This is a genomic window from Solwaraspora sp. WMMB335 (assembly GCF_049179075.1).
Classification (GTDB): domain Bacteria; phylum Actinomycetota; class Actinomycetes; order Mycobacteriales; family Micromonosporaceae; genus Micromonospora_E.
Genome location: NZ_JBMHMF010000001.1, coordinates 5,989,596 through 6,007,439 on the forward strand (window position 1 = coordinate 5,989,596; position 17,844 = coordinate 6,007,439).

The window sequence follows — 17,844 nt, forward strand, 5'->3', positions numbered from 1 at the left end:
ATGCGGAAGTGGGGTGCGGGGTGGTCAGTCGGTGGTGGTGGAGCGCTCGGCCGTGGTCACGCCCGGTCCGGTCCGGGCGTCGTCGGCCAGGTCGACCGGGTCGATCGAGTGCGGCGCGTTGAGCACCTTGTCGAACAGCCGGTACTTGACCGGCAACGCGTCCAGCAGCCGGTACCGGGCCCGGCGCAGCAGCACGCCGCTGGCGGAGCCGGTCGCCAGGGCGGACTCCTGGATCCGCTGGAACCGGGTGACGAACGCCTTGTGCCGGCGTCGCTCGGTGACGAAGTCGGTGAGCTCGGCGGCGGTGACGACCGGGTGCCGGTCGGCCCGCAGCGATGCGGCCAGGACGGGTGCCAGGCAGACCGCGTCCTGGATCGCGACGTTGACCCCCTGGCCGAGAATCGGGGTGCAGGTGTGTGACGCGTCACCGATGAGGATCAGCCCGTCGCGACTCCACTGCGGCACCTCCGCGGTGAAGATCTCCAGGAACGAGGTGTCGTCCCAGGACCGCAGGTGTTCCCGGACCACCGGCGCGAGTCGGGGATCCAACGCCATCACATCGGCGCGGAAGGCGTCGAAACCGGCCTTGCGCAGCGCCCCGAGTCCCCGCTTGGGCAGGTTGTTGCCGATCCGCAGGGAGTCGGGGAAGGTGGGCAGGACGACCAGATGCCGGTCCCGGTCGATGACGAGTTCGGCCTGCAGTCCCCACTCCGGCGGCCGGGGCAGCCGAAACGACAGGAAGTCGCGGGCCATCTCCTGCACGTCGGCGGTGAGCCCGGCCGCGTGCCGGACCTTCGAGAAACGCCCGTCGGCGCCGACCACGATCCGGGCGCGGACTTCGAACGTGGAGCCGTCGCGCCGGCGCAGCCAGGCGCCCCGGACCGCGCCGTCCTGCTGGACCAGCTTCGTGAAGGTGATGCCGAACTGGTAGTCGAAACCCGGGTACGCCTGGCCGGCCGCGGTGAAGATGCCGATCAGCGCGGGCTGGGGAATGTCGATCGGCACCGTGCCGATCGGGAAGCGGCGGTAGTCGACGTGCATCACCCGCCGCCCCTCCATCCGCATGGTGACGCCCTCGGTGCGCAGGAAGCCGTGCTGGTCCAGCGCCGGGCCGAACCCCAGCTTGCGCAGCGTCACCACCGACGGTGCGGCGATCGTCTCGCCGCGGAACTCCCGTTCCAGGGTCAGCTGCTTCTCGGCGACGAGCACGTCGAGGCCACGGCGGGCCAACAGGTAGCCCAGCAGCGCCCCGGCCGGCCCACCCCCGACGATGAGCACGTCCGTGGTGACCGCACCGCCGCTCACCGTAGCGGTCCTTCCGGCACCCGGACCGGTCCGACCACGGCGGCCAGCTCACCCACGGTGGTGGCGGTGGTGAACCGCTCGTAGTCCAGTTGCCGGGCGAACCGGCGTTCCAGGTACATCAGCACCCGCAGCGCGTTGACCGAGTCCCAGCCGTCGAGCTCGGTCAGCGCGGTGTCCTCGGTGACCTGGTCGGGATCCAGGTCGAGCAGATCCGCGACGATGTCGGGGATCGACGGGTCAGGGGACATGGAAAGCCTCCTCGTCGTGGGTGATCTCGATCCAGGCCGGCAGGTCGGCCAGGTCGGTCAGGTCGTGGCGGAAGACGCGCGGGCCGGCCGGGCCGTCGGTCCCGGGTCGCGGCGCCGGGCCGACCGGCCGGAATCCGAGTCGCGGGTAGAAGTCGGCGAACCGGGCGTTACGCTCCGTACCCCGGTAGGTGCCGAAGACCGCCGGGACGCCATGGGCGACGGCGCTGCGCAGGACCAGACCGGTGATCGCACCTTCCACGTCGCGGGAGAAGACCCGGCAGCTCAGCACGAAGTTGTCGATGCTCCACGCCCCGTCCGGCCGGCGGCGCAGCGCCAGCGCAGCGATCAGGCCGTTGTCGCCGAAGCGGTCGACGAGCCGGGCGGCGAAGAAGGCGAGGGCACCATCGGGCGCCGCGTCGGCCGCGACCTCGGCCGCGACCTCGGCCGCGCCGTACCGGACGCCGCTGAGGTTGAACTGGTTGGTCTTGCCGAACAGCTGCACGATCCGGTCGGTGTTGACCGGCGAGCGCGGTTCGACGGTGAGCCGGCAGCCCAGACCCATCAGGTAGTCGTCGAGGCTGCTCGCCTCGTCGGCCAGCGCCCGCCGCTGGGCGCCCGCCTGGTACGTCGCCGCCCGATGACGGTCCTCGTCGGTGAGGGTGAGCACGGCGAAGTCGCCCCGGGCGGCGAGCGTCCGGGCGTACCCGGCCGGATCGGCCGGCAGCTCGACGGTGCGGACCGCCGGCGCGAGCTGGCGCATCAGGTCCCGTTCGACCGGGTTGTCGTCGACGAACACCAGCGCGTCGGCGCCGATGTTGAGTTCGTCGGCCATCGCCCGCACGTTGTCCGGCTTGGGCGCCCAGTCGATCCGGGAGGCGGCGAAGGCGTCCGGCCGCAGCACCATCTCCGGGTGAGCGGCGATGGCCTGCTCGGCCACCGGGCGATCGTTCTTGGAGGCGATCGCGAGCAGCACCCCCTGCGCGGACAGGTCACGCGCCAGCGCCTGCAGCTCGACGTGGGCGCTGCCCGGATAGCCGCCGCCGAGGCGCACCCCGGCCGGGCCGGCGTCGCCGACGACACCGCCCCACACCGTGTCGTCCAGGTCGAGCACCAGGCACTTGGCCGCCAGGCCGAGGTCGGCCGCGGCGACCCGGGCCAGCTCCTCGGCGTACGCGAGCAGGTATTCGGGTGCGTAGGTGTGCGCGGCCACGTGACGCATCCGGTCACCGGCGAAGGTGACGCCGGCGCGTTCGGCCAGGTCCGCCGCGGCCAGCACCACGGTCGCGGGATGGCTGCCGGCCAGATCGGCGATGGCGGCGTTCATCCGCGACCAGGCGGCGTCGAGGCGGGCACGGGCGGCGTAGCTGATCAGTCGGTGGCGGCGCAGCGGGCTCAACGGCACGGTGGTCAGCACCGCGAGCCCGTCCAGGGCGCTCCGGCAGGCGCTCAGCCAGGTGGACAGCTCGTCGGGGAACGCGGCGCAGCGGGCGGCGACGGCGTCCACGTCGGTCGCATCGGTGACGCCGGCCAGGACCGCCGCGTCGTCGAGGATCAGCGCGACGATCCGTGGCCGCAGGTCGGCGAGGTGCGGCGCACCGGCGGCGATCTCCAACCGCCACTGGTCGAACCCGGCGGTGCGGACCTCTGGTAGCAGTCCACGGCGTGCGCCGGCCGCCGTCAGCAGCGGCGGCAGCAGATCGAGATTGGTGCTGCCGAGCACTGCGACGCGGGTGGGCACCAGAGCGCCGTCGCCGGCGAGGCGGTCACCGGCGCTTGCCCGGCGGAGCAGGCCACCGGCGGCCTCCACGTCGAGCACGTCGGTCAGCTCGTCGAGCAGCCGGCGCACCCGACGGGTGTCCGGGCTGCCCGCGCCTCTGATCAGGGCACGCAACTCTGTCAGCGGCGAGCCGGCGGCGCCACCGACCACGGCGGTACGGTCACCGGCCACCCGCAGCCTCCTCCGGTCGGTGGCGAAGCGCCATGCCGGCCAGCACCCACTTGGAGGACTCCACGGTGGTGACCAGCAGCCGCCCGCCCACCCCGGTGCCCGCCGCGATCCGCTGCATCGCCCGGTTGAGCTGGATGAACGGCAGCGCGTTGCCGTTGTTGCCGGTGTCGGCGACACAGGAGACGGCCTGCTCCGGCCGGATGCCGAGGTACTCCCTGATCTTCTCGGTCATCACCCCGTTGAGCTGGGGGGTCAGCACGTGTTCGACCTCCGCGGCCCGCCACCCCGTGACGGCGACCAGCTCGTCGAGGATCGCGCGGGCGGCCTCGGGCACATGCCGTTCGATCGCCTTGTAGTCTTCCTCGCCCATCGGCTCCCGCACACTGCCGCGGCGGGCGTCGGTCACCATCGGCGCCCCGTCTGCGCCGTACCACCGGACGATCTGCGCCGGTGCCCGGCCCTTGCCGACGGTCCGGGTGAACATGTGCTCGACGACCAGCCCGGGCCCGTCCGTGCCGGCCTCGACGACCGCCGCCCCGGCACCGTCGCCGAACAACGCGAAGTTGACCATCTCCATCGGACTCAGCTGGGCGATCGCCGCCTCGGACGAGGGCCACAGGTTGCGGCAGGTGTCCGCGCCGATGACGAGCCCGCGACGCAGCTCGCCGCCGGCGAGCAGGGCACGGGCGGTGTAGAGACCCTGCAGCGCACCGGCACATCCCGAGGTCAGCTGGAAGGTGGGCAGGTCGTTGAGCCCGAGGCGGTCGGCCACGAGGTTGACCGTCGCGGGCATCAGGTGGTCCGGCGACGCCGTGGTCAGGATCAGAAAGTCCAGGCTGGCCGGATCGACCCCGGCCCGCAGCAGCGCCTGCTCGCCGGCGAGGGTGGCCAGCTCCTGGGTGCTACGGGGTACGCCGGGCGGACTGTCCGGGCGGCAGAAGTAGCGGCTGCGGTTACCGGTCATGGTGTCCAGCCACCGTTCGTGCAGGCCGAACCGGGCCGCCATGTCCTGGTTCGTGACAGGCTCGCCGGGGAGCGTCTCGCTGAGGGATACCAGTCGCACTGCAGCGTCCTTACGTCGAGGGGTCGAGCTGGGGCCTGAGGCTGAGCCCGGTCCGGGGTCGTCGGCCGCCAGGTCCGGTCAGGCGGGTGCGCCGTACCGGCTCATGTCGTGGAAGAAACCGGGTACGTCGCGCAGTTGGCCGGCGGTGGCCAGCCGGTCGTACACGTGTTTGGCCAGCATCAGGTCCAGCACGCCGAGGCCGAACGGAGAGAAGATCACCGGTCGGTCGGCCGGCGCGGTGATCCGGCCGGTCAGCACGTCGTAGAGGGTGCCGGCGACGAAGTTCCGGTGCCCGACACGTTGTTCGGTCAGATGTACCGAGGTGTTCGCCTTCATACAGTGCTCGACGTCGTCGACCACGTTGAAGGCCGACAGGATGATCTCCGGCGCCAGGTCACGCAGGGAGACGTGCAGCACCAGCGGGTTGTGCGCGAACAGGCCCGGGTCGTGCAGGTGCGGCTCGCCGGCGACGGTGGTGAACACGATCAGCGAGTTCTCGCGCAGCAGTTCGTCGACGTCGTCGTACACCCGGACGTCGTCCTGGCCGCGGCCGGTCAGGTAGTCGCGGAAGCCACTGGCGTGCGCGGGGGAGAGGTCGAACACCCCGACGGAGTCGAACTCGGCGCCGTTGCCGGCCAGGTAGGTGTGGACGTACCGGGCGATGACCCCGGCCCCGACGATGCCGAGGCGGCGGGGCATGCCGCCGCGGCCGGCGGCGAGACGGTCCGCCGCGAGCGCGGCCGACGCCGCGGTACGGGCCGCGCTGATGATCGACGACTCCAGACAGGCAAGCGGGTATCCGGTGGCGTAGTCGTTCAGGATCAGCACCGCGGAGGCGCGCGGGATGCCCGCCGCCACGTTCTCCGGGAAGCTGGAGATCCACTTCATGCCGTGCACCTCGACCTTGCCCCGTACGGAGGCCGGCAGCGCGATGATGCGCGCGGACGGCCGGTCCGCGAACCGGAGGAAGTACGAGTCGGGGTTCGTGGTCTCGCCGGTGCCGTGCAGCCGGTAGGCCGTCTCGATGAGCCCGATCACCTCGGGCTCACGTCCGTGCACGGTGTCGTGCACCTGGGCGCCGGAGATCACCGCGAAGGCAGGTACGTCGGACATGGTGCTGTGCTCCGAATCTCGTAGGCCGGGGTACGCCCGGCCGGGGTACGCCCGGCCGGGCGGGTCGGCATCAACTCAGCGAGGCTGCGCTGCCGGGGTGGGTGTCCCGGTTCGGGTGATCAGGCGTTGCCCTGCGCCACCATCGCCCGGCGTAACGAGGCTGGACGCTGGTCGGTCCACCGTTCGTTGACGTGCGCGACGCACTCGTCCTCGGAGCCGGTGAATCCGGCGGATCGCCACCCGCCCGGCATGGGCTGACTGACCGGGAACAGGCCGAACTGCTCCTCCTCGTTGACCAGGACGGTCCACAGATCGCCGCCGCTCACGCCGGCGCCACCTGGTTGACCCGCTCGTTGACCGCCTCGACGAAGTCGGCGAAGGCGGGGTGCTTGAACAGCAGTTGGGTCGGCACCTTGACACCGCCCAGTTCGGCCCGCAGCCGGCTGGCGACCTGCATGGCGGTCAGCGAGTGCCCACCGATCTGGAAGAAGTGATCCGACTCGGCTATCGCGTCGGTCTTGAGGATCTCGCACCAGACGGCGCGGACGGTCTCGGTGGCATCTGCCGGCATCGGCGTCTCCTGTTCCTGGGGTGTAGTCATGTCCGATGTGGAGGTCAAGCGACTGATCAGTGCGCCCCGATCGGCCTTTCCGCCGACGGTGAGCGGGATCGTGTCGACAACGGTGTAGCTACCCGGCTGCATCCAGGCTGGGAGCTGGCTCGCGGCATGTTCCCTGATCGCGGCGAGATCGGCCTGCGGGTGCAGCCGAACGACGGCGTACAGTTGGCCGCCGTCAGCCTCGGGCTGGTGCAGCACGACCGCCCGGGCCACCCCGGGGTGGTCTGCGATGACGGCCTCGATCTCGCCGAGTTCCACCCGGTGACCACGGATCTTGATCTGGTCGTCGGTGCGTCCGAGGTACTGGATGCTGCCGTCGGGCCGGCGCAGCACCCGGTCGCCGGTGCGGTACATCCGGGTGCCTGCGGTCGATCCGGGATCGGGGACGAACTTCGCCGCGGTCAGCCCGGGGCGACCCGAGTAGCCGCGGGCCAGGTACGGGCCGGCTATGCAGAGTTCCCCCGGGGTGCCGTCGGGCACCGGACTCAGCATCGCGTCGACGATCCGGGCTTCGACGCCGGCCAGCGGCCAGCCGATGTGCGGGGTGTCGCCCGGCCTGATCACGGTGCCGGTCACGTTGACCGCCGCCTCGGTCGGGCCGTAGCAGTTGGTCGCCTCCACCACCCCATCAGAGATCAACTGCTGGATCGTGGCCCACAGCGGCGCCGGGATCGCCTCGCCCGCGATCAGCAGCCGCAGGAACTGTCCCTGACGGGCGATCGTCGCCAGGTCCTCGATCAATACCTGGGCGTGTGAGGGCGTCATGTCCGCCTCGGTGAGCCCGTGCTCGACCATGAACTCGGCGAACGCCTCGGAGTCGCGACGCATGTCGTCGGTCAGCACCCCGACGGTGTCGCCGCGGAACACCCGGACCCACTCCTGCACCGACGCGTCGAACGCGACCGACGCGTTCCAGGCCAGCCGGGCCCCGGGCGGGCCGAAGAAGCCGCCCTGCTCCATCCCGTTGAGGAAGCTGATCAGGGCGCGGTGCGAAACCTCGACGCCCTTCGGCCGGCCGGTCGAGCCGGAGGTGAAAATGACGTAGGCAAGGTTGTCCGGATGCAGCGGCGCCGGATCGGTACGTGGATGCTCGTCCCACGCGATGCGGTCGAGCACGACCGGTCCGTCGGTGCCGGCGCCGGCACTCGGGACCGACCCGATCAGATCGGCATGGGTGATCGTGGTGACCAGGTCGGCGTCGCGGGCGATCCGGGCCAACCGCTGTGCGGGCTGCTCAGGATCGAACGGCACGTACGCGGCACCGGCCTTGAGGATGCCGAGAACGGCGACGATCAGGTCGACCGACCTCGGCAACAGGACGCCGACCTTGAGCTCGGGTCCGGCCCCGTAGGCGGTGAGCATCCCGGCGAGTCGGTCGCTGCGATCGTCGAGCTCTGCGTAGGTCAGCCGGCCGTCGACGGCGATGACCGCCTCCCGGCCCGGATGGGCGGCGACCACCTCGCGGAACGCGGCGACCGCCGACCCGTGCCACTCCGGTCGCGACCGGCGGTCGGCCGGTGCCACAACGGATGGCGTGGCCGGCGCGGGTGCGTCAGCTGTCTGAGTCATAACGTCTTGGGCTCCTTCGTCCAGGTCGAGCAAACCGTCGGCGCGGGTGAACGTGTCCGGCCGGACGGGTGGCGGGTTGGGCGGTCAGCGCACGGCACCGGTCAGCGCACGGCACCGGTCGGCGCGGCGTCGGCCAGGACGGCCGTCTGTTGGGCGGCGACCTGTGTCAACAACGCGTCGGTGTCCTGCAGCGGCCCCGCCTCGGTCTGCAGCACCACCTTCCATTGATCGTGGTCGCGCAGCCAGCACGTGACGTGTACGAAGGTGATGGTCGTCGCGGCCGAGTCGAACCGCACCACTTCGAGGATCTGACCGCTGAGGCAGTTCTGCACCACCGTCTTGATCGGCGTGACGTGTAGGGTCCAGGTCGGTTCCTCGAAGTACTCGCGCAGCACCCGACCCCATGCGTCACGGTTCATCCCCACCGTGCCGTCGGCCCCGAGACCGGTGGCGTTCTCGTTGAAGAAGTACCCGATGAAGCGGTCGTAGTCGCGTGCGGCGAACGCCCGGTCGAAATCCTCGCCCGCGGCGACGAGCTCATCGACGCAGCGTGGACATCCCGCGTCCATCGCGTGCCCGGTGGTGAAAGCCGTGCCCGGCGTGCCCGAACCCGCGATCGGTGCCGCGTCGGGGTCGACGACGGCCAGCTTCTCCCGCATTTGTCAGTCCAATCTAGACACGTATTTACCCGGGATGTGCCGCATCAGCAACAGCACCCCCGTCTCGTCCATGGGATCCGGAATCGTCCCGTCCAGGACGAAACCCTCGGAGTCGTACAGCGCGCGGCCCTTGGCGTTGTCCGGTTTGACGTCCAGCCAGACCTGGCAGGCGTTGTGCTGGTGGTAGGCGCGGGACACCGCGGCGCGGAACAGCGCACGGCCCTGTCCCGTGCCGCGGTGCGAATGCGCCACGACGATCCGGCGCAACTCGACCTGCCGATCCGGGTTCCGTAACCCGGCGAGCACGACGAAACCCACCAGCGTGTCGCCGACCTCGGCGACGATCTGTTCCTGATCGGGATCAGCCATCGCCCGTTCGTGGTAGGCCCGGCCAATCCTGCCGAGGTACCGGGCGGTTTCCGGTCCGGACTCCATCTCGGTCATCCCGGTGATGTCGGCCAGCGCCGCCGTCCGGACGGTCAGCAAGGGTGTCATCGCCACTCCCGAGCAGGCGTCATCGGCTACGGCTCGACCGGCGCGTTGGACGCCTCGGCCATCGCGATGGCGATACGGCGGGGTCCGGTGTACGGCTCACGGCCGTGCGCGGTGAGCATGTTGTCGATGACGACCAGGTCCTCCTCGCGCCAGTCGAACCGGGTCAACGCCGAGCGGTACGCGTCCTGAAGGTGCTTCATGACATCTGCGGGAATCTCGCCACCGTCGCCGTAGTAACTGTTGGTCGGCAGGTTCTCCGCGCCGAACATGTCCAGCATCTCCTCCTGGTAGATCGGCGGAAGAGTGCTGATGTTGAAGAACGTGGCATGGTTGAACCACACCTGCTCGCCGGTCACCGGATGCGGGTGCACCGCCTCGCGGACGGCCCGGGTACGCAGTCCGTCGGCGCCCACCCACTCGACGTCGATGCCCTGACCGCGGCAGTACCGTTCGACCTGCCCACGGTCGTCCGTGTCGTAGAAGTACTGCCAACTGCCGCCCATCTCACTGAAGTTGCGCACGTACATCCACTTGCGCCGGACGAACTCCTCGGCCACCGATGGATCGATGCGGCGGAAGACCTCCCGCACGTCGGCGAACGGCGTCGCGCCCTGGGTCTGCGCCGGCTGGATGCAGTAGAAGAAGACCTTCTGCGGCCAGCTCTTCTGGTAGGAGCACTCGTTGTGCAGGAAGATCTCCTCGGACTCGGGGTAGTCGGTCGAGGTGAAGACGTTGCCCGAGATGCTGCTGCGTGGCGACGACCGTTCGGTGTAGTCCAGCGGTGCGCCGGACAGCGCCCGGACGGCGTCCTGCAGGCCGCTGGGGCCGCCGACGTCGAAACCACGGAAGAGGACCGCGCCGGCCTGGGTGATGAGCGCCCGGACGTCGCTACGGTTCTCCTTGATCAGGTCAATGATGGACTGGTCACCATCGGGTTCGATGACAGCCGGGAGACTCTGTCCCGGGAGTTCGGATACGTGCATCACTAGTCCCTTCGCTCAGTACCTGTGCGTCGGCGCACGTGTCAGGCGTGCCGGCGCCTCGAGACGCTGCGATCCGACGGTGCGACCCGACGGTGCGAAACGTCGAATTCAATGTCGGCCGGCGGCGGCTATCCCGGACTCCTTCCACAGGTGGGACACCTCACCGAAATTCTGTTGCACCCACGAGTCGGAATAGATGGTGTTGAGGTATCGTTCACCGCGATCCGGAAAGATCAGCACGACGGTCTTTCCGGCTGGAATCCGCCCGCGGAACCGTTCCAGGGCCGACACGACGCCGCCGGAGGAGCCGCCGGCGAGGATCGCTTCGCGAGCCATCAACCGCCGGCATCCGACGACACAGTCCAGATCCGAGACGTGTACCACCCGATGTGCGGAATCGGCCACCAACAGCGGTGGCGGCGCGGATGCCCCGTGACCGGGAATCAGCCGGCGGCGGCTTTCGTCACCGAAGATGGCGCTGCCCACCGCGTCGACTGCGATCACCTGCGTCGGCAGGTCGTTCTCCCGGACGTACGTACGGATTCCGGTCAGGGTGCCGCAGGTACTGGTGGCGCAGAACAGGTAATCCGGCGGGCCACCAAGGGTGGTGAGGATCTCCCGCATCGTCTGATGATGGGCGGCCGGATTGAGGGGATTCGCGTACTGGTTGGGCCAGTATCCGTCCGGATGATCGTTCAGCAGCTCCCGGACCCGGCGAATGCGTACCGGCAGAAACTCGCCGGTCTGCGGATCCGGCTCGGCGATGATCTCGATCTCCGCCTGGAACGCCCGGAGGATTGCGATGTTCTGCCCGGTCGTCTTCGCGTCGACGACACAGATGAATCGGAGACCGAAGTAGCGGCATATCTGTGCGATGCCAATCGCCAGATTGCCGGAACTCGACTCGATGACCACGGAACGGTGCGGTGTCAGTTCTCCGGACCGGATCTTGTCGAGTAGCATGTTCAGCGCGGTCCGGTCCTTGATGCTGCCGCCCGGGTTGGCCAGTTCGAGCTTCGCGAACACCCGAGCTGGAATATCGCGGAGGAGTCCATCGAGTTCGATAAGTGGCGTATCGCCGATACACCCGAGAATTCCCTGTAGATTGCGCTGGGTCATGCCGCCCCCTTTGCCGGTCCGATGCTGCCGGCTCGTCTGCTCCACCGAGGCACGCTGCGGAGTCCCGAACGGGGACGAGTCTTGCTCTCCGGGCTTGAGCCGACCTTGACGCGTGCGCAGGCGCCGATGCCGACCTGCGCCCGTTCCAAGGTCCGCTCAAGCGTCACCCGATACGTTCCGACCAGCTTCGATCGCCATCGCAGCCAACGGACATCGAGGACCGACGTGGAATCAACCGACGTGGAACCAACAGAGTTGCGCAAGCTCGTCGAAGACCAGCTGCGGCTGTCGCGCCAGCTGCGGGCGAGGATCCAGGAACTCGAGACGGCGCGGCGGGTCCCGCTCGCCATCGTCGGCATGGGACTCCGGCTCCCGGGCGGCATCAGTACGCCCGAGCAGTACTGGGAGTTTCTCCGCGGCAGCGGCGACGCGACGAGCGAGTGCCCCGCCGACCGCCCCGGCCTGCGCTCGGCGTACCACCCCGAAGTCGGCCGGCCGGGGCACTCGTACGTCAGCCGGGCCGGCTTCCTGCGTGACGTGTCGAGCTTCGACGCCGAGTTCTTCGGCATCTCGCAGCGGGAGGCGGAGTCACTCGATCCGCAGCAGCGCCTGCTGCTGGAGACCGCCTGGGAGGCGTTCGAGCGCGCCGGTGTCCCGGTGCGCCGCGCCGATCGGCTCGACGCCGGGGTGTTCGTCGGGCTGATGACCGCCGAGTACGGCGAGCGGCTCACCGCCAAGCCCGACGACATCGATCCGTACTTCGGCACCGGCGGAGGTCACTGCTTCGCCGCTGGCCGCGTGGCCTACGCGATGGGCCTGCGCGGGCCTGCCGTCAGCCTGGACACCGCCTGCTCCTCGTCGCTGGTGGCGTTGCACAGCGCGGCCCGCAGCCTGCGCGCGGGGGAGTGCCGCTACGCGCTGGTCGGCGGTGCCAACCTGATCTTCTCCCCGCACCTGATGGTTTCGCTGTGCCAGAGCAGAGCCCTCGCGCCCGACGGGCGGTCGAAGCCGTTCACCGCCGCGGCGGACGGCTACGGGCGTGGCGAGGGTGTGGCGACGGTCCTGCTCATGCGCCTGGACGACGCGCTCGCCGAGGATCGACCGGTGCTGGCGGTCGTTCTCGGCACCGCGGTGAACCACGACGGTGCCGCGTCGGGCCTGACCGTGCCGAACGGGCCGGCCCAGCAGGAGGTGATGCACGCCGCGTTGCGCGACGCCGGGGTGCGTCCGGACGCGGTGTCGTACGTCGAGGCGCACGGTACCGGGACCTCGCTCGGCGACCCGATCGAGGCCACCGCTCTGGAAGCCGTCTATGGCCGGAACCGGTCGGTCGAGCAGCCCGAGTTGCTCATCGGCAGCGTCAAGGCCAGACTGGGCCACCTCGAGGCCGCGGCCGGGATGGCCGGGTTGATCAAGCTCGTTCTGATGCTGCGGTACGGACGGATCGTCGTCGATGTTCCCGCGGCGGCGGGACCGCTCAACCCGTTGATCCCGTGGCAGGCCAACCGGCTGCAGCTGCCGCGTACGGCACGCGAATGGACCGGCGTCGGGCGTACGGCGGGCATCAGCGCGTTCGGGCTCAGCGGCACCAATGCCCACGCGATCGTGCAGGAAGCCCTGCCGCCCGCCGTCCCGGCGCCGCCCGCCGTCCCGGCGATTCGACCGGAGCTGCTGGTGCTCTCCGCCCGGTCCGGGGCCGGGCTGCAGGCACTGGCCGCCGAGGTCAGCACGTATCTGTTCCGGTGCCCGCCAGACGCGCTGCCGTCGGTGTGTCACACGTTGCGCGCCGGTCGGGCACCGTTGGCGTACCGGCTCGCGGTCACCGGCACGTCGTCGCGGGAGCTGGCCCGCAAGGTCAGCCTGGTGGCCAGCGCCGCGGCGCCGGAGCCTGGCGTACCTCCACGACCGGAGCTGGTCTGCGCTGCGGCGACATCCGGCCTGCTGGCCAAGGCAGTCGCGGCGGTCGCCGCAGACCTGCCACTGTTGACGGTCGAGCCGACCACACCCGAGCTGGATCCGGCGGCCTGGCTGGTCGGGGCCTTCGAGCTGCTCGGCATAGCGGTCCGCGTCGGCGCTGACACGGGTACGGGCACGGTGTCCGACCCGGACGAAGCCGACGGCACCGCCGATCGGATGGCCGAACTGAGGTACGGCGACATCCGGGTTCCACTGATCCCGGCGGATCCCGACCGGGCCACCGGCTGCTTTCTCGACGCGCTCGCGACCCTGTTCCGGGCCGGTGCCGATCTGCGTCTGGACCGGTTGCGCGCGCCCGGTGCGCGACTGGTCGGCGACCTGCCGACGTATCCGTTCCAACGCCGCAGGTTCTGGGTGGACGAGGTGACGGTGACGCCTGCCTGGGCGGCATCGGCGGACGGACGGGTCGACACCGGCACGCCTCGCGTCGACAGCGAGGTGCCCGTCGACAGCCAGATTCCCGTCGACAGCGACCCGGCAACGGTGCAACGGTTCCTGCGGGATGAACTGGCAGCCGTGTTGAAGCAGGACGGCGACCTCGACCTGAGGCTCAGCTTCGCCGAGCTCGGTGGTGACTCGTTCACGGCCATGCTCTTCCTGCAGGCGGTCGAGCAACGGTTCCAGATGTCCGGGGCGGTCGTGGAACTCGCCGTCGACGAGCCGCTGTCCGGCCTGCTGGACACTCTGGCACACGACGTCTGTGCCGCGACCCGACCAGCGGTGAGCCGTCGGTGACCCCGTTCCTGCGGCCCCGGCAAGCGGGCGACTTCACCCTGCGGCTGGTCGTCTTCCACCACGCTGGCGGCTCGGCCGCCGGCTACCACCCGTTGGCACGTGAGCTGCCGCCGGACTGGGACGTGCTGCTGGCGGATCTACCCGGTCGAGGCAGACGGTACGGCGAGGCGCCGTACCGGGCGATGAGCGGCGCGGTCGAGGAGATGGTCCACCACCTCTCCGGGCATACCGATCTGCCATATGCCCTGTTCGGGCATAGTATGGGCGCGGTGGTCGCCACTGAGGTCGGGCGGCGGATGTCGTCGCTCGCGAAGGTGCCGATCTGGGTCGGGGTCTCGGGACGCAGCGCCCCGTCGACCGTGGATGTGCATCGCCAGCCGCTGTGGGAGCTCGACGACGACCGTCTCCTCGACGTGTTGTTCGACCTCGGCGGCACGCCGCAGCGGCTGCGGCAGATGCCCGGGCTACAGGAACAGTTCGTTCAGCTGGCCCGGGCCGACCTGCAGGCGGTGGACTCGTACCGGCCGGCGCCCGAACGTCGACCGTTGTCCTGTCCACTCACGGTGCTCGGTGGGCTCGCCGACCCGTGGGCGCCGCCGGCCACTCTGGCCGACTGGCAGGCGGAGACGGCGCGGCCGCTGCGGCAGTGCTTCTTTCCCGGTGGCCACTTCTACTTCCTCGGCGTGGGTGTCGCGGCGCTCGCCCGCGAGATCCGTACCGAGGTGTCGGCCGCGTTGCTCGACTGTGACGGCGTCACCACGCGGTGATGTCGGACGCCCGTCACGACATCGCGGCACGGCGGTGCGCCGCCGGACCCGGCTCGACCACCTTTGCTTGACTCATCAATCAACCGAGGTCTCGGGGACCGGGCGGGCGTGAAATCTTCACGTTGTACCCCGAACGGCCCACCAGCGCTTCTTCTTCCTTGGCCGACGGACTAGTGTCGATGTATCGAAAGGCTCGATACACAGTGGGGGATTGGCGCATGAGAATCAATCTGTTGGGCCCGTTGTCGGCCGAGGTCGACAACGTATCGATCGTGCCGACGGCAGCCAAGCCGTGTCAGATTTTGGCATTGCTTGCGCTCAACGGCGACCGTCTGGTCACCAAGAACGTCCTCTTCGAGGAACTCTGGGAGAATAATCCGCCACAGAGCGCTACGACTACCCTGCATACCTATATTCACCAGCTGCGGCGACAACTTGGCAGTGCACTGGAGCAGGGGTCGGGGAAGGATCCGCGGGAGATCTTGGTGACCGAGCGGAGCGGCTACTCGTTGCGTCTGGCGGGCGGTGACACGGACGTACGTGAGTTCATCGAGCTCGGTCGAGCCGGCACCGAGGCCTTCGAACAGCGCGACTTCCACTCCGCGAGCATGGTGCTGGGCCGTGCACTGGCCCTGTGGCGGGCGCCGATGCTGTCGGACATCCAGTACGGGCCGCGGTTGGCCATGCACGCCTTGGCGCTCAACGATCTGCGGATAGCCGCCGTCGACCGCCGGATCGAGGCTGACCTGCGCCTGGGACGGCATCTGGAAGTCCTCGGCGAGCTCCGGACGCTCTGCGCCCAGCACCCGCTCAACGAAAGCTTCACCGCGCACTTCATGACCTCGCTGTACCTCTCCGGACAGGTTGGCCAGGCGCTGCAGGAGTTCCAGCGGATCCGTGCCGTGCTGATCGCGGAGCTGGGCGTCGAGCCCGCCCCCCGCCTGCGTCAGCTCCAGCAGGTCATCCTTTCCGGTGGTCGACCGTTGGCGGACACCGGGCTGGTCGGCGCGGCGTAACGAGGACCCGGTCGGTGAGCCGGCTCCTGCCGGCAACGGGACAATCGTGAATTTGACAGATTGCGGCGTACCAACGGCGTCATCTCCGATCACTTGATTCGGGTGGGTACGCTGTGCTGCGCTCGGTCGTCGTGTGGTCCGATTGCGCCACCGGTGGTGCTGCGCTGGAGGAGGCCGTGGTTTTGAGGCGGACCGTGGTTTTGAGGCGGATCGGAACTCGCGGTGGCACCGGTACGCATATTCGGGAAAAGGCGGCAGGCACCCGATCGACGGCGGCATGTCTGTTCCCGGCATCCCGATCGTTCCGAAAGGGGTCGATGGAGTGCATCACGATTGGCCAGTGTGGGAGGCAGGGACACAGGCCGTGCAGGCGCGATCGTTGCGGGTCCTGTTGGCTGAGGACGTCAACATGGTCCGGGGGGCGCTCGTGGCCTTGCTCGAACTGCAGCCGGACATCCAGGTCGTGGCACAGCTGGAGCGCGGTGACGCGATCCTGCCGGCCGCGCTGACGAACCGTCCGGACGTTGCCATCATCGATCTGCACCTACCCGGGATCGACGGCTTGACCGCGGCGAAGCTGCTGCACGAGCAACTACCGTCCTGCCGTACGCTGATCCTGACCGGAATCGACCGTCCTGGCATGCTACGTCGCAGCCTCGACGCCGGTGTGACCGGCCTGATGCTCAAGCACGCACCGCCGGCAAGCCTCGCCGAGGCCGTCCGTGAGGTGGCGGCAGGGCGGCGCGTGGTGGATCCGCAGATCGCGCTCGCGGCGCTGAACGAGCGTGCGGCCAGCCCGCTGTCGCCACGGGAGATAGAGATCCTGAAGCTGACCGCCAACGGCCATTCCGCGAAGGAGATCGCCGCCATGCTCTATCTCTCCGCCGGGACGGTCCGTAACCATCTCACGTCGATCGCCACCAAGCTCGACGCCCGGACCCGGGTCGACGCCGTCCGGATCGCCCGGGACGCGGGCTGGATTCTGTAGCCGGCTTCGGATACCCGTCGACCGGTTCCGGACATCCGTCAGTCAGCAAATCGTCACCCCCCAGCGGGCGGGGCCGGCAGGCTGTCACCCCTTGCCGGCCCCTGGCACCCTCACACGAACTGCAACACAGCTACCGTCCACATGAAGCCGATCCCTGCTCCGACGGTGATCAGCTTGTCCCCCGGCTTGGGCCGTCCGGTCTCGACCAGGTGGTTGATGCCCGCGATCTGGTCGCTGTTGCCCATGTGTCCGAGGTCACGGCCCCACTCATAGGTGGTCTTGTCGGGGTCGAGACCGAGCGACTTGTGGAAACCCCACTCGACGATCGGCATGATCAGGTTGGCGTGCACGAACCACTGCGCGTCGGCCACGCTGGTTTCGGCCTCGCTCGTCGCCCGTTCCAGCACGCTCATGAGCCGCTCGTTGACCAGCGCGAGCGCGTCGTCGTACGCGTCCTCGTAGCGCATCAGCCATTCGTCCTTGCGAGCCGTCAGGTCCACCGGCTTACCGGTCTCGAACGGGGCCCAGGTCCATGGCCCGCCGCCCCGGTAGAGGGGCTCCAGACTCGGCTCGGTCGTACTGGCGGTGGACAGCAGACGGGCGAAACCGCCCTTCTTGGACAGGACCAGCGCGCTGCCGGCGTCACCGAAGATGGTCTGATCGTCGCTCTTCCAGCGGTCGATGTACGGCAGCCGGAACGCGTCACCCGCGGTGATCAGCGCGGCGGTGGCATCCGGCCGGGCGGCCAGGTGTGAGGCACCGAGCTCCAGCGAGGCCAGCGCGCCATTGCACCCCTGTCGCATCTCGACGGTCACGGACGGACCGGTGCCGACGGCTTCCTGCTGAACGTAGTGGGCCGGGCTCCACATTTCCCGGCCCTGGTGCGACACGTAGCCGTGCAGCACCAGGTCGATGTCTTTCGGGTCGTGTCCGGATCGAGCCATGGCCTGGCGCCCGGCGGCGGCCGCCATCACCACGCCGGCCTCGTCATCGTTGGCGACCCGTACCGCGCGGATGCCGTTCGTCTCCGCCGCCGCCGCGTCGTACGCGCCGTCGGCCACCGCCTGTTCCGCGGTGTGCTCCTGCTCCGGCAGGTACAGGCCGGTCCCGGCCAGGTAGATGTTGTCCCAACGCACGGTGCCTCCTTTGACGGACTTCTAGGAACAGCAAACTCGGCATCGCTCGACCGAGGCTTGAGCGGGCCGGCGGTCGGACATGGCGACCATGTCCGACCGCCGGC

General features: G+C 69.5%; 16 protein-coding genes. 4 read left to right on the forward strand and 12 right to left on the reverse strand.

The window, feature by feature from the left end; genetic code table 11:
- Window positions 1-24: 24 nt before the first annotated feature.
- The 11 genes from ACN27F_RS26015 to sbnA form a co-directional block, all read right to left on the reverse strand.
- Window positions 25-1,305: an FAD-dependent monooxygenase gene (locus ACN27F_RS26015; RefSeq protein WP_421437818.1), complete on the reverse strand. Its 1,281-nt coding sequence runs from the start codon at window positions 1,303-1,305 to the stop codon at window positions 25-27.
- Window positions 1,302-1,553, reverse strand: a complete 252-nt coding sequence (locus ACN27F_RS26020; RefSeq protein ID WP_421437820.1) for an acyl carrier protein — start codon at window positions 1,551-1,553, stop codon at window positions 1,302-1,304. Before ACN27F_RS26020 ends, ACN27F_RS26015 begins: the two co-directional genes overlap by 4 nt.
- Window positions 1,543-3,501 (reverse strand): HAD-IIIC family phosphatase, encoded by a 1,959-nt coding sequence (locus ACN27F_RS26025; RefSeq protein ID WP_421437822.1) that lies wholly within the window; start codon window positions 3,499-3,501, stop codon window positions 1,543-1,545. The genes ACN27F_RS26020 and ACN27F_RS26025 overlap by 11 nt, the downstream gene beginning before the upstream one ends.
- On the reverse strand, window positions 3,491-4,564 hold the full coding sequence (locus ACN27F_RS26030; protein ID WP_421437824.1) for a 3-oxoacyl-ACP synthase III family protein: 1,074 nt from the start codon (window positions 4,562-4,564) through the stop codon (window positions 3,491-3,493). The genes ACN27F_RS26025 and ACN27F_RS26030 overlap by 11 nt, the downstream gene beginning before the upstream one ends.
- A gap of 78 nt (window positions 4,565-4,642) precedes the next feature.
- Complete coding sequence (sbnB, locus tag ACN27F_RS26035) at window positions 4,643-5,677, reverse strand: 2,3-diaminopropionate biosynthesis protein SbnB (RefSeq protein ID WP_421437826.1); 1,035 nt, start codon at window positions 5,675-5,677, stop codon at window positions 4,643-4,645.
- Between the two features lie 119 nt (window positions 5,678-5,796).
- Window positions 5,797-6,003 carry an MbtH family protein gene (locus ACN27F_RS26040; RefSeq protein ID WP_421437828.1) on the reverse strand — a complete coding sequence of 69 codons (207 nt, stop codon included), beginning with the start codon at window positions 6,001-6,003 and terminating at the stop codon, window positions 5,797-5,799.
- Window positions 6,000-7,865 carry a non-ribosomal peptide synthetase gene (locus ACN27F_RS26045; RefSeq protein ID WP_421437829.1) on the reverse strand — a complete coding sequence of 622 codons (1,866 nt, stop codon included), beginning with the start codon at window positions 7,863-7,865 and terminating at the stop codon, window positions 6,000-6,002. The genes ACN27F_RS26040 and ACN27F_RS26045 overlap by 4 nt, the downstream gene beginning before the upstream one ends.
- Before the next feature lie 101 nt (window positions 7,866-7,966).
- Entirely contained in the window at window positions 7,967-8,524 is a 558-nt protein-coding gene (locus ACN27F_RS26050) for a hypothetical protein (protein WP_421437830.1), read from the reverse strand.
- 3 nt (window positions 8,525-8,527) lie between these two features.
- Window positions 8,528-9,019 (reverse strand): GNAT family N-acetyltransferase, encoded by a 492-nt coding sequence (locus ACN27F_RS26055; protein ID WP_421437832.1) that lies wholly within the window; start codon window positions 9,017-9,019, stop codon window positions 8,528-8,530.
- 26 nt (window positions 9,020-9,045) lie between these two features.
- Window positions 9,046-10,002 carry a TauD/TfdA family dioxygenase gene (locus ACN27F_RS26060; protein WP_421437833.1) on the reverse strand — a complete coding sequence of 319 codons (957 nt, stop codon included), beginning with the start codon at window positions 10,000-10,002 and terminating at the stop codon, window positions 9,046-9,048.
- Between the two features lie 108 nt (window positions 10,003-10,110).
- Window positions 10,111-11,121 carry a 2,3-diaminopropionate biosynthesis protein SbnA gene (sbnA, locus tag ACN27F_RS26065; RefSeq protein WP_421437835.1) on the reverse strand — a complete coding sequence of 337 codons (1,011 nt, stop codon included), beginning with the start codon at window positions 11,119-11,121 and terminating at the stop codon, window positions 10,111-10,113.
- Between the two features lie 225 nt (window positions 11,122-11,346).
- Here sbnA and ACN27F_RS26070 point away from each other — a divergent pair, with 225 nt between their 5' ends.
- From ACN27F_RS26070 to ACN27F_RS26085, 4 genes are all read left to right on the forward strand, one after another.
- On the forward strand, window positions 11,347-13,833 hold the full coding sequence (locus tag ACN27F_RS26070) for a beta-ketoacyl synthase N-terminal-like domain-containing protein (RefSeq protein ID WP_421437837.1): 2,487 nt from the start codon (window positions 11,347-11,349) through the stop codon (window positions 13,831-13,833).
- Window positions 13,830-14,600: a thioesterase II family protein gene (locus ACN27F_RS26075; protein WP_421437839.1), complete on the forward strand. Its 771-nt coding sequence runs from the start codon at window positions 13,830-13,832 to the stop codon at window positions 14,598-14,600. The genes ACN27F_RS26070 and ACN27F_RS26075 overlap by 4 nt, the downstream gene beginning before the upstream one ends.
- 233 nt (window positions 14,601-14,833) lie before the next feature.
- Entirely contained in the window at window positions 14,834-15,616 is a 783-nt protein-coding gene (locus ACN27F_RS26080; RefSeq protein WP_421437841.1) for an AfsR/SARP family transcriptional regulator, read from the forward strand.
- A gap of 364 nt (window positions 15,617-15,980) precedes the next feature.
- On the forward strand, window positions 15,981-16,604 hold the full coding sequence (locus ACN27F_RS26085) for a response regulator transcription factor (protein ID WP_421437843.1): 624 nt from the start codon (window positions 15,981-15,983) through the stop codon (window positions 16,602-16,604).
- Window positions 16,605-16,714: 110 nt separating this feature from the next.
- Here the strand turns inward: ACN27F_RS26085 and ACN27F_RS26090 are convergent, their stop codons facing one another.
- Entirely contained in the window at window positions 16,715-17,740 is a 1,026-nt protein-coding gene (locus ACN27F_RS26090) for a ketoacyl-ACP synthase III family protein (protein ID WP_421437844.1), read from the reverse strand.
- Between the last annotated feature and the right edge of the window lie 104 nt (window positions 17,741-17,844).